Source organism: Stenotrophomonas sp. 89682_Sma (assembly GCF_056481405.1).
This window is the reverse complement of sequence record NZ_CM151147.1, coordinates 2,849,358-2,861,351: the sequence shown is the minus strand read 5'-3', so window position 1 is coordinate 2,861,351 and position 11,994 is coordinate 2,849,358. Positions and strand designations below refer to the sequence as shown.

Below are 11,994 nucleotides of genomic sequence, written 5' to 3'. Positions count from 1 at the left end.
ACGTCGCTAAATTTGTGACGTAAATTCGCATTCATTGACGTGAAAACGTGAGTTGAGTCAAGAATTCGGCATTTGTTCATGGATTTTCAGACTTGTCTGACATGGAATTGACGCGTGGTTGTGCGACCCTGTGCATGCCGTTCAGAAATGTGTGATGGATGGCAGATGTTGTAGAGCAGGGTGGCCAGGAGTTTGTGCCATGAAACATGGATGGTTTCGACGTTGGTGAGGTATGCGGGTGTGTCGCCGGGAGTGTCTGGCGGCCCCGCGACTTGGTTGGCAGCCGTTGGCTGCAGGGGAGCCGGAGTGGGTGTGCTGCCAGTCAGTGCGTCGCTCCGATTCCGGCGTGCGCGACGCAGCGCCGGACGACCAGGGGACCAATGCTCGGGACTGCTTTTTCGTACGTCAAAGTGAAGCCCGTATGAATCAGGCGTTTATCGCGAAAATGTCCATCGCCGCAGTGGCGGCGTTGATGGTGGCCGGTTGCGCCACCAAGTCCGCTCCCGATTTCGGAGGCCGCTGGAAGCCGGTGAACCGCTTTGCTGCGGCAACCACCGAGATCCCGCTGTACTCCAGCTACGTCTACCAGGCCTCGCCGATGGATGGCACACTCAAAGCCATGCTCGAGCGCTGGGCCAAGGATTCCGGGCGCACGCTGGACTACCGCCTGAGCTCGGACTTCACCCTGTACGGCGCGGTCTCCAACATCGACACCACCAACGCTCAGCAGGCCGTGATCGATCTGACGGCGGCCTATGCAGCGCAGGGCATCTCCGTCTCCATCGTTGGCAACCAGATCGTTGTGCAGAGCGCTGGCTCGACGCCGACCGCGTCGGCACAGGGCGCTGATTCCAACAGCGGCACCTGAGTCCACCTCGAAATCATCGAACGTGCCGCTCCCCGCGCCTGTCGCAGGGGTGCCACGCCCATTGATGTTTCAGCAGTACGGAAGAATCCATGTTCCGCAAGAAGGATCCCGGCAATAGTCCCAAGGTCGAGCAGTCGGTCGCCAAGGCGGTCAGCTACGAGATCACCGTGGCCGACATGGCGCGTCGCAGTGAGCGCCGTGCCTGGTGGGTCGCCACCGGCTCATTGCTGATGTCGCTGGCACTGGCTGGCGGCTACTACTACATGCTGCCGCTGAAGGAGAAGGTGCCCTTTCTGGTGATGGCCGATGCCTACACGGGTACCGCTACGGTGGCGCGCCTGAGGGGTACGTTCCAGGGCGAGACGATCACCACCAATGAGGCGGTCAACCGCAGCAATGTCGCCCAGTACGTGCTGGCGCGCGAGTCGTACGACTCCGCGGTGATGGGGTTGCGTGACTGGGAGCTGGTGTTCGTCATGTCCAGTGATGCCGTCGCCGCAAGCATGAAGCAGCGCTATGCCAGCAACAATCCGCAGAATCCGTTCGTGATGTACGGCCGGGGCAAGGCGATCAGGGTCAAGATCCTCAGCATTACCCCGCTGGGCGTGCAGGCGAACGGCAGCTTCCGTGGCGCGTCCGTGCGCATCCAGCGCAGCCTGCTCGACAAGCGCAGCGGTGCATCGACCTATCTGGACAACCAGCTGGTCACCATGCGCTTCCAATACAACCAGAATCTCGCGCTGTCCGAACAGGACCGGGTGCTCAATCCATTGGCGTTCCAGGTCACGGAGTACCGTGTCGACAACGACTATGCGCGCGGCGTGCCCGTGCCGGATGACGGTGCCATGCAGCAGCAGGCCCAGGATGCTGCGCAGCAGGCACAACTCGCTGCGCAGCAGGCGCAGGGCATGTACGGCCCGAACAATCCGGCCGCCGCCACCATGATCGACCCCGCCACCGGTCAGCCTGTCGCAGTGCCAGCCAATGGGCAGATGCAGCCGATGCAGGGTGCGCCCATGCAGGGGCAGCCGGTCCAGGGGCAGCCGATGCCGGGGCAGCCGATGCCGGGGCAGGGCGCGCCGGGGCAGCCGGCAACGAACCATTCCACCGGAAATGCTGATGGAGCAAGCAACCGATGAGTAGTCGAAAAGTCAGGGGAAGCGCGTGGGCGCTGCTGTCGTTGCTGTCGCTGGTGTTTTCCAGCGCGGCGATGGCACAGGCAGTTGACCACTACGAGTATGAGAAGGACCGCATCTACCCGGTTCGCACCGGCCTGGGCCTGACCACCCAGATCGAGCTGAGCCCGAACGAGAAGATCCTCGACTACAGCACCGGCTTCAGCAGCGGCTGGGAACTCACCCGTCGCGAGAACGTGTTCTATCTCAAGCCGAAGAACGTCGACGTCGACACCAACATGATGGTGCGTACCGAAACCCATTCGTACATTTTCGAGCTGAAGGTCGTTGCCACCGACTGGCGCCAGCTTGAGCAGGCCCGTCGCGCCGGCGTGCAGTACAAGATTGCTTTCGTCTATCCGAATGACACTGTGTTCGGGCCTGCCCAGGCAGCGGTCGAGGAAGAGGCGCAGCCGCTGCTGAGCACCGAGCTGGCCAAGGACCGCCAATACAACTTCAACTACTCCTATTCGACCAGCAAGGCGAAGAAGATGGGGTGGCTGATCCCGGTCAACGCCTACGACGATGGCCGTTTCACCTATCTGAAACTGCCCAACTCGCCCGAATACAAGACCGGCATCTTCCCGGCCGTGTTCGGTCGCGAGAAGGAGTACGGCGAGGATTTCGTGGTCAACACCACGGTTGAGGGCAATACGCTGATCGTGCACGGGACCTACCCGTACTTGGTCATCCGCCACGGCGACTTCGTCGTCGGCCTGCGAAGGAACGTGAAGAAATGAGCCAGCAGAACACTCCCGGCAACGATCCAAATCCGTCTCCGTACGGGCAGGGCCCTGCGGCTCAGGAGCCACCGACGAACCCGTATTATGGGCATGCGCAGGCCGAGGCAACCCCGGACCTGGATGCAAGTGCCCCGCAGCTTCGCTCTGCGGAAGAGCAGCGCTTGAACCGCAAGGCGCTGTTGTTCCTCGGCGGCATCCTGGTGTTGTTGCTGGCCATGGGCTTCCTGCTGCTGAGCAAGGGCAAGGAAGACGCTGAAGAAGTCAAGGCGCCGCCGCAGGTTGCACGTTCGAGCACCCCCGACCTGCCGATCATTGCACCCTCCGCGATTCGCGAGGCCGCCCGGGAAGCCGCCGAACCCATTCCGATGCTGCCGCCACCGCCGCAGGAAACGATGGGCCCGACGTTCATTCCTCGTGCCGAACCCGAGCGCGAGGTCGAGCGTGGCCCGAGTCTGCTGGATCGCCGCATTGCCGGTAGTGGTGGCGCAGGCGTGGGCACGGACGATGCTGGCGGCCAGGCCGCAGCAGGGGACAACGACGATCCCTACATGCAGGCCACGTTGGCTGCGCTGCAGGCGCAGAACGGCAATGCTCCGCCGGCCAAGGTGCGCCGCGGGCCTGACGTGGAGGATGTGTCCAATGCTTCCTACATCCGCAGTCCCGATGCACTGCTTGTGCGTGGCACTTATCTGCGTTGTGTTCTCGAGACCCGCATCATCACCGATCTTGCAGGTTATACGTCGTGCCTGTTGACCGAGCCGGTGTACTCGATCAACGGCCGCAGCCTGCTGCTGCCCAAGGGGTCCAAGATCTACGGTGCGTACGGTGGTGGTCCCAAGGGCAAGCGCGTGGAAGTGATCTGGGATCGCATCACCACGCCCAATGGCATCGACGTGGCCATGTCCAGCCCGGGCGTGGATCAGCTGGGTGGTGCCGGTCATCCTGGCCAGTACAGCGCGCACTGGGGCAGTCGCATTGCATCGGCGCTGATGATCAGCCTGATCGCCGACGCCTTCAAGTACGCCGCAGCCGAGCATGGCCCGGAGTCGACGACGGTTTCCAGTAATGGTTTTGCCGTTCGTTCGCCCTATGAAAGCGCCACCGCGCGCACGATGGAGCGTCTCGCCAACGAAGCCCTGACCAGTTCGAATCGCCCGCCGACTGTCACCATCAACCAGGGCACCGTCGTGAACGTCTACGTCGCAAAGGACGTCGACTTCACCAACGTGCTCAACCCGCGCCGGTAACCCGAAGAACAACCATGGACGCCGAAGTGTCACCCCTCGCCCTCGTTTCCAGCGACTTCCTGCGCTATCAGTACGAAGTGCTGGGCATCGCCGAGTACATGACATCCCCGGAAGTGACGGAAATCTGCATCAACCGTCCCGGTGAGCTGTACCTGGAGACCCGGGCGGGGTGGCAGCGGGTGGAGGTGCCGGGCCTGACGTTCGAGCGGGCCCGGCAGTTCTGCACCGCCGTGGTGAACGAAAGCAACACCGGCCAGCGCATCACCGATGCCGATCCGGTCGTCTCGCTCACCTTCCCGACCGGGCAACGTGCGCAGTTCGTGATTCCACCTGCCTGTGATGCCGGCAAGGTCTCGATCACGATCCGCCTGCCGTCCAAGCACACCAAGTCGCTCACCCAGTACCACGAGGATGGCTTCTTCAACCAGATCCTGGAACAGGATGGCAGTCTGAGCGAGCAGGACCGCGAGCTGCTGGAACTGCGCCAGCAGCGCGAGTACGCAGAGTTCTTCCGTCGTGCGGTGATGTACCGCAAGAACATCGTGGTCTCCGGTGCGACCGGTAGCGGCAAGACCACCTTCATGAAAGCGCTGGTCAATCATATCCCGGACAACGAACGCCTGGTCACGATCGAGGACGCGCGCGAACTGTTTCTGACCCAACCCAATGTGGTGCACCTGCTGTACTCCAAGGGTGGGCAGAGCACCAGCAATGTCAGCGCAAAGAGTTGCATGGAAGCCTGCCTGCGCATGAAGCCCGAGCGCATCATCCTGGCCGAGCTGCGCGGTGACGAGGCGTTCTACTTCATCCGCAACTGCGCATCGGGCCACCCGGGCTCGATCACCAGTTGCCATGCCGGTAGCCCGGAGCAGACCTGGGACCAGCTGGCGCTGATGGTGAAGGCCTCGGCCGAGGGTTCTGGCCTGGAGTTCAACGTCATCAAGCGACTGTTGATGATGACCATCGACATCGTCGTGCATATCAAGGCGCATGCCGGCTCGCGCTACATCACCGGCATCGACTTCAATCCTGGGCGTGCCCAGGGGCAGGAGGGCTGACCAATGCTGCCAGGACTGGAAATGATGGCGTGCCCGGAAATGGCCGTCTCGATGGACGTGATGCAGCACGTCATCAACGTGGAATCGTCGCGCAACCCCTATGCCATCGGTGTGGTCGGCGGCGCCCTGGTGCGCCAGCCCAAGGCCCTCGACGAGGCGCTGGCCACCGTTCGCATGCTGGAGGAGAAGGGCTACAACTTCTCCATCGGTCTGGCCCAGGTCAACCGCTACAACCTGGGCAAGTACGGGCTGGATTCCTACGAGAAGGCCTTCCAACAGTGCCCGAACCTGCAGGCTGGTTCGCGCATCCTCGCCGACTGCTACAAGCGCTCCGGTGGTGACTGGGGCAAGTCGTTCAGCTGCTACTACTCGGGCAACTTCGAGACCGGTTTCCGTCACGGGTACGTGCAGAAGATCTACGACTCGATCCGCCGCGGTCAGCAGGTCGCCAGCAACGGCGTCGCGCCGATTGACGTGGTCAGCCGTGGCGAGCGTCGGGTGGTCAGGGTCGAACATCATCCGCAGACAGTCTCGCCGGCCCAGGCGCGCATCGTCGCCCAGGGCAGTGCGCCGGTGTACGAACCGTCCAATGACCCGGCCCGGGCCTACACCGTCTACCCATCGACCGGTGCGATGGCCCGCGGCAGCCTGCTGAACATCGCCGACCAGGCGGTATCGCGCGTGGTGCTGGGTTCGGTCGATCGAATGATGCAGCCACAGGCGCAGGGCGGAAACGACATGCCGCAGCAGTATCAGCAGCCTGGTGCGGCTCAGGGTGGGGCAGCCATGCCGCAACAGCTGCCCGGGATGGCTGCTGGCGCGAATGCGCCGGTGATGCTGCGCCCCTGGAACGAGCGCAACGCGCCGGCAGCGGACACCCAGAATTTCTACAACACACCGGCACCCCGTGCGCCGGTGCAGCAGATTCCCGCAGGGGATGCGGCCTTCGTGTTCTGACGAAGTCGTGGTGCGACCGGTCCCCCGGCTGGTCGATTCAGTTGTGTTAGTCCATCAACAAGGAAATCAATCCATGAAGCGATTCAATCTCGACCTCGTCCAGGCCCAGCGCACGCTGAAGACCATGCTGATGGCCGTCGCATTCGCAGGTGCTGTGTTCGCTCCCCAGGCCCTGGCAGGCGGTACCGACTTCGGCGGCACCGATGGCAAGGTCTGCGGCTTCTTCTCCAACATCAACGGCCTGCTGAACATGGCCTCTATCGCCGTGGTCACGATCGCCGTGATCTTCGCCGGTTACCAGATCGCGTTTGCCCACAAGCGCATCGGTGACGTGGCCCCGATCCTGATCGGCGGTGTGCTGATCGGCGCGGCAGGCCAGATCGCGCGCATGCTGCTCGGCAAGGAGGCTGGCAGCTGCGATAAGGTCGGTGGTGGCGACGGCGCTGGCATGGCGTTTGAAATGATCAAGCACGCCGTCCAGTACTACAGTGCATAAGAACGTCCTGTTCCGGGGATGCACGCGCCCAGCGATGTTCCTGGGCGTTCCCTACCTGCCATTCTTCATGGTGGCGGGCGGGTTGTTGCTGCTGAGCATGTACACGAACTTCTGGTTTCTGCTGACCATCCCGGTGGCCATCTTCATCATGCGGCAGATGGCCAAGCGTGACGAGATGATCTTCCGCCTGCTGGGCCTGCGCCTGATGTTCAAGCTCAAGGTGCGCAACGTGCAGGAGCATGATGGCATGTGGGTGTTCAACCCGAATCACTACCGCAACAAGCCAGCCCCCAGGGATTGAGGGCTGGATCCGGCCAGGCGGGCGTTGAACGCCCGCTTGACCAACTCCGCATCTTTGTCGGCAGTACCTTTTGGAAGCAGTCGTATGTTCAACCCAGATACCTCCATCAGCGAATTCATCCCCTTGTCGTCGCACGTGGCTCCGAATGTGGTGAAGACCACGGGCGGCGACTACCTGTTGACGTGGCACCTGGAAGGGCTGCCGTTCGTGGGGCGCGAAGAATGGGAGCTTGAGCATCGGCACAACACGTTCAACCGGTTGCTGCAGACGCTGCGCGCGCCGGATTTCGTCAACGTTGCCTTCTGGGTGCATGACATCCGGCGCCGTCGCACGCTGAAGGGAAAGAGCTACTACAAGCAGCGCTTCAACCAGGATGTGTCCGACCAGTACATGGGCATGCTGTCCTCCCAGCGCATCATGCAGAACGAGCTGTACCTGACGATGATCTATCGCCCGGTGGTGGCGGGAAAGCGCTTCGTGGAGAAGTCCGCGAACGTGGACAAGCTGCGCGCCGAGCAGGAGCAGGCCGTCGAGAAGCTGATGGAGCTGGCCGGCAACGTCGAGGCGGTAATCCGCGACTACGCGCCGTACCGGCTCGGCATGTACGAAGCCAAGAACGGCGTGGTGTTTTCCGAAACGCTGGAGCTGTTCGGCTACCTGATCAACCGCATCGATGAGCCTGTGCCGGTACTGTCGGCGCCAGTGAAAGACTATCTTCCGGTCAGCCGGCACATGTTCTCGGCCAAGACCGGCGATTTCGTGATCAATACGCCCAATGGCGTCAATCATTTCGGCGCGATCCTGAATATCAAGGAGTATGCCGAGGGGACCTATCCGGGCATCCTCAATGGTCTGAAATATCTGGACTATGAGTACGTCATCACCCATTCGTTCAGCCCGATGGGGCGCCAGGACGCATTGAAGGTGCTGGACCGGACCAAGGGCATGATGATCTCCTCGGGCGACAAGGCGGTCAGTCAGATCGTCGAACTCGACCAGGCGATGGATCATCTGTCGTCAGGCAACTTCGTGCTGGGCGAATACCACTTCATCATCGCGGTGTATGGCGACAGCCAGGCGAAGCTGTCGCAGAACGTGGCCTCGACCCGTGCCGAGCTGTCCAACGCCGGTTTCGTGTCGACCAAGGAGGATCTGGCAGTCACCTCGTCGTTCTATTCGCAGCTGCCGGCCAACTGGCGCTTCCGCACGCGGCTGGCCAACGTCAGCTCGCTGAACTTCCTTGGCCTGTCGCCGCTGCACAACTTCGCCACCGGCAAGCAGCACAACAACCCGTGGGGCGACTGCGTGACCACGCTGCAGACCACCAACGGCCAGCCGTACTACTTCAACTTCCATGCCACCCATCCATCCGAGAATTCGCTCGGTGAGAAGGCGATCGCCAATACCATGGTGATCGGCAAGTCCGGTACCGGCAAGACCGCGCTGATCAACTTCCTGCTCAGCCAGGTGCAGAAGTACGAGCCGTCGCCGACCATCTTCTTCTTTGACAAGGACCGCGGCGCGGAGATCTTCGTGCGCGCCTGTGGTGGCAATTACCTCGCGCTGGAGAACGGTGCGCCGACCGGCTTCAACCCGTTCCAGTGCGAGAACAACGAAGCCAACGTGCAGTTCCTGGCCGACCTGATCAAGGTGCTGGCCGGCAAGCGCGAATACAGCGCGCGCGAGGAAGAGGATATCTACCGCGCAGTGGAGAGCATGCTCGATACGCCGATGCACCTGCGCAGCATGACCAACTTCCAGAAGAGCCTGCCCAACATGGGCGACGACGGCCTCTATGCGCGCATGCGTCGTTGGACCTCGGGCAATTCGCTGGGTTGGGTCTTCGACAATCCGATCGATACTGTGGATCTGAGCAAGGCCAACATCATCGGCTTTGACTACACCGACATCATCGACAATCCCGAAGTGCGCGTGCCGGTGATCAATTACCTGCTGCACCGCCTGGAATCGCTGATCGACGGTCGACCGCTGATCTATGTAATGGACGAATTCTGGAAGATCCTGGACGGCGAGGGTGGCCTGAAAGAGTTCGCGAAGAACAAGCAGAAGACCATCCGTAAGCAGAACGGCCTGGGCATCTTCGCCACGCAGAGCCCGGAAGACGCGCTGAAGAGTGATATCTCCGCTGCCCTGATCGAGCAGACTGCCACGCTCATCCTGCTGCCGAACCCGAACGCCAGCAAGAGCGACTACATGGATGGCCTGAAGTTGACCGAGGCGGAGTTCAAGGTGGTCACGGCACTGGACGAGCGCTCGCGCTGCTTCCTGGTCAAGCAGGGCCATGCTTCCAGCGTCTGCCAGCTCAACCTGCGTGGCATGGACGACATCCTGTCGGTGATCTCGGCCTCGACCGACAACATCGACATCATGCATCGGGTGCTGCAGACGGCTGCAGTCCGCAATCGGATCACCGTGGATGAACTCACGCCGGAACAGTGGCTGGAGGACTTCTACAAGAACCGAAAGGGCTCTGGTAAAGCCAAGGTCTCTGCCGAAACCGATGCGGCTTGAAAGCCTTGGATCAAACAGCGCCGAATGAAATCCATTCCCTTGGAGAAGAACATGAGCATGACATCCCGAAATCACAAGCGCCAACGCGCTCTGCGTCAGAAGCGCCTGGCAGCCATCCTGCTGGGGAGCATGGTCATGTTCTCCACCACGTCGGTTTCGGCCGGTGGTTACCCTGTATTCGACCTCAGCAATCTCATGCAGGCGCTGAAGGACTTTGCCCAAGGGAAGGCGCAAATGAAGGCTGACGGGCTGGAGTACGCGGCTCAGGTAACTCGGTGGAACAGGACGTTCCAGGAGTACCGGAACGCGCTTGTCCAGATCCAGGGCATGATCAACAACTTCGGCTTGCCGCCAGGCGCCACATTGGAGCGGGTTCCAGACGACTATATGGTCGCCGACCTCTGCCGTACATCTGCGGGCTTCAGCGCTGGCAGCTTGCTGAAGAAGTTTGTGCTGGATACCTCCGGTGATCTCTACGCGCAGCAGCAGCAGCTGTGCGTCAACATCCAGATGATGGAAAACCGGAAGCGCAACGAGACGGTGGATTTCATCGAGAAGACCATTCCCAGTATCAACGCGTCGTTGTCTGAGATCATGGGCTGGCGAGGCGGCGCCGATGGCAATCTTGCGGGAACTCTTTCGGCCGTGAACAGTGACTCCCTGCGTACGGCAAACGATATTTCCAAGCTGCAGCAGGAGTGGGAGGCGCGCATGCGGTCCTACGACGCCTATCAGGAGTCAATGATGGCCAATCAGCGCGTGCTGGCGCGCGTGGCATTGAAGGGCAAGCCGGGCGTCATCTCGCAGCTGGTCAAGACGGCTGCATTGGAACGCGCTTTGCACGTCGACTGACGCCGCTTGGGGCAGGTGCATAGGCACCCGCTCCATGAGGTTGTCCGGTAGGGATACATCAAGGGATTGCGGAAATGATCAGGTCGATTGCCAATTTTGATTTCAATGGCGGATTCCAGGATTTGATGGGGCACGTTGCACGTGTCCAGTCGATCGGGGATTTCGTGTTCTTCAAGTTCATCTTCGACTTCCTGCGAAGCAAGATAAACAAGTTCGGCATCGACATGATGGGGGAAATGATGCAGTGGGTCGGCGGCATCGCCCTCACGCTCATGACCCTGTGGGTGCTGGTGCAGGGCTTCCGCATCGTGACAGGCCGCAGCCGGGACTCAATGATGGTATTGGTGACCAATATGGCGCGTGCGGCGTTGATCGTCAGCGCGGCTACCACGATGGGCGCTTTCGGCACCAACCTGCAGAGCTTCCTCACCCACGATGTCAAGGCAGAAATCACGAAGGTCGTGACGGGCTCGAACGAATCACCCGAAGCCCAGATCGACAAGAGCCTGGCATGGATGCAGGTGGCGCTTTCCAGTATCGACGCCATCCAGATCATGAATGACGGGGAGCTGCTGGAGGACAAGAAGCGGGCACTGTTCTTCATCGGCATGGGCACCGCAGGTCCAGCCATCACCGCTGGTGCGATGCTGATGCTGTATGAAATCGCCATGGCGCTGTTCATCGGCTTTGGCCCCCTGTTCATCCTCTGCCTGTTGTTCGACCAGACCAAGCAGTTGTTCCAACGCTGGCTGTTCTACGGCATCGGCACGATGTTCTCCATGGCCGTACTTGCAGCGATGGTCTCCATTGCACTGGACATGGTGGTACGTGTAGCGGCCACTTTCTGGACCACGGCGCTGGTGCAGGAGTTCATCCTCAAGGAAAGCATGTCCGACGGCATGACCAGCCAGGCGATGCAGCAGGGAGGCATGGGCCTGATCCTCACCGCGTTGATCCTGACTACACCCCCAATGGCAGCGATGTTCTTCCAGGGTACCCTGGGCACCTTCATGGCATATTCGCAGATAGGTGGTGGCGCAAGTGCCTCGCCGAGTGCCGATGGTCGTCCGCCGGGCATGTCGGCTCCGCCGCCGGCGGCTCCAGAGTCGTCTTCTGGCTCAAACTCCCATGGTCAGCAGTCGGCGATGGGGAAGATGTTTGATGGAACCGGAGGCCCCGGTTCAGCGGTTCCCGGTCAGCGTGGTGCGGCAAATCCGAGTCATGGAAACTAGAGATTCAGTTGATGAACGTAAGCGCCTCTCTAAAGCATCTGTGCTTGTCCCTGATCCTACTGGGCTCTGTGCACGTCAGCTCGGCGTTCGCTGAAGGGCGCTGCCCTCCCGGTCAGTACCCGATTGGCGACCAAGGCGTTGGTGGCTGCGCACCCATACCCGGCGCGGCTCAGAGCGCCCCGCAGGAGAATCCCGGGTACTGGGTCAAGACATGGGGTGCTGTCGCCAGCTCGCCTGGAGGAGATGCAGGTTCTGCCACTGGGCATCAGGCCAAGGCTTCGGCAGAGCGCCAAGCCGTCGAGCGGTGCCGGCAGGGCGGAGCTACCGACTGCACAGTCGTTTTTACCTACTACAACCAGTGCTATGCGGTTGTCCGGGCTGCACGACCGGACAATGGCATGAGATTCAACACCGGGGCGACGAAAGAACAGGCGCAGGAGCGGGCAACCAAGGACTGCAAGGATTTGGGAAGTCAGGCTTGCTCCGTTTTCCATTCTGACTGTACCAAGCCGTTCTTCCAGCAAGACTGATCG

The 11,994-nt window shown here is 61.2% G+C and carries 12 protein-coding genes; all 12 read left to right on the top strand.

All coding sequences use genetic code 11. The annotated features are described in order from the left end of the window. Nucleotides 1-421: 421 nt before the first annotated feature. The 12 genes from ACZK29_RS13230 (at nucleotide 422) to ACZK29_RS13175 (ending at nucleotide 11,991) form a co-directional block, all read left to right on the top strand. Nucleotides 422-868 (top strand): hypothetical protein, encoded by a 447-nt coding sequence (locus ACZK29_RS13230; RefSeq protein WP_012480646.1) that lies wholly within the window; start codon nucleotides 422-424, stop codon nucleotides 866-868. Nucleotides 869-957: 89 nt separating this feature from the next. Continuing rightward, nucleotides 958-2,007 (top strand): VirB8 family type IV secretion system protein, encoded by a 1,050-nt coding sequence (locus ACZK29_RS13225; protein WP_111203520.1) that lies wholly within the window; start codon nucleotides 958-960, stop codon nucleotides 2,005-2,007. Then, on the top strand, nucleotides 2,004-2,783 hold the full coding sequence (locus tag ACZK29_RS13220) for a TrbG/VirB9 family P-type conjugative transfer protein (RefSeq protein WP_049402208.1): 780 nt from the start codon (nucleotides 2,004-2,006) through the stop codon (nucleotides 2,781-2,783). The genes ACZK29_RS13225 and ACZK29_RS13220 overlap by 4 nt, the downstream gene beginning before the upstream one ends. Further along, complete coding sequence (locus tag ACZK29_RS13215) at nucleotides 2,780-4,033, top strand: TrbI/VirB10 family protein (RefSeq protein ID WP_478446145.1); 1,254 nt, start codon at nucleotides 2,780-2,782, stop codon at nucleotides 4,031-4,033. The genes ACZK29_RS13220 and ACZK29_RS13215 overlap by 4 nt, the downstream gene beginning before the upstream one ends. A 14-nt stretch (nucleotides 4,034-4,047) precedes the next feature. Beyond that, nucleotides 4,048-5,091 (top strand): P-type DNA transfer ATPase VirB11, encoded by a 1,044-nt coding sequence (gene virB11 / locus ACZK29_RS13210; RefSeq protein ID WP_033833165.1) that lies wholly within the window; start codon nucleotides 4,048-4,050, stop codon nucleotides 5,089-5,091. A 3-nt stretch (nucleotides 5,092-5,094) separates the two neighbouring features. Continuing rightward, a complete protein-coding gene (locus tag ACZK29_RS13205) occupies nucleotides 5,095-6,048 on the top strand; it encodes a lytic transglycosylase domain-containing protein (protein ID WP_478446144.1) in 954 nt (317 codons plus the stop codon). A gap of 73 nt (nucleotides 6,049-6,121) precedes the next feature. Next, nucleotides 6,122-6,544, top strand: coding sequence for a TrbC/VirB2 family protein (locus ACZK29_RS13200; protein ID WP_033833163.1), 423 nt, complete (start codon nucleotides 6,122-6,124; stop codon nucleotides 6,542-6,544). Next, nucleotides 6,537-6,845, top strand: coding sequence for a VirB3 family type IV secretion system protein (locus ACZK29_RS13195; protein ID WP_012480639.1), 309 nt, complete (start codon nucleotides 6,537-6,539; stop codon nucleotides 6,843-6,845). Before ACZK29_RS13200 ends, ACZK29_RS13195 begins: the two co-directional genes overlap by 8 nt. Nucleotides 6,846-6,929: 84 nt before the next feature. Then, nucleotides 6,930-9,377 carry a VirB4 family type IV secretion/conjugal transfer ATPase gene (locus tag ACZK29_RS13190; protein ID WP_049430640.1) on the top strand — a complete coding sequence of 816 codons (2,448 nt, stop codon included), beginning with the start codon at nucleotides 6,930-6,932 and terminating at the stop codon, nucleotides 9,375-9,377. A gap of 24 nt (nucleotides 9,378-9,401) precedes the next feature. Continuing rightward, nucleotides 9,402-10,229: a hypothetical protein gene (locus tag ACZK29_RS13185; protein ID WP_111203518.1), complete on the top strand. Its 828-nt coding sequence runs from the start codon at nucleotides 9,402-9,404 to the stop codon at nucleotides 10,227-10,229. Nucleotides 10,230-10,303: 74 nt separating this feature from the next. After that, nucleotides 10,304-11,461 (top strand): TrbL/VirB6 family protein, encoded by a 1,158-nt coding sequence (locus ACZK29_RS13180; protein ID WP_012480636.1) that lies wholly within the window; start codon nucleotides 10,304-10,306, stop codon nucleotides 11,459-11,461. 11 nt (nucleotides 11,462-11,472) lie between these two features. Continuing rightward, nucleotides 11,473-11,991, top strand: coding sequence for a DUF4189 domain-containing protein (locus ACZK29_RS13175; protein ID WP_111189448.1), 519 nt, complete (start codon nucleotides 11,473-11,475; stop codon nucleotides 11,989-11,991). The last annotated feature ends 3 nt before the right edge of the window (nucleotides 11,992-11,994 follow it).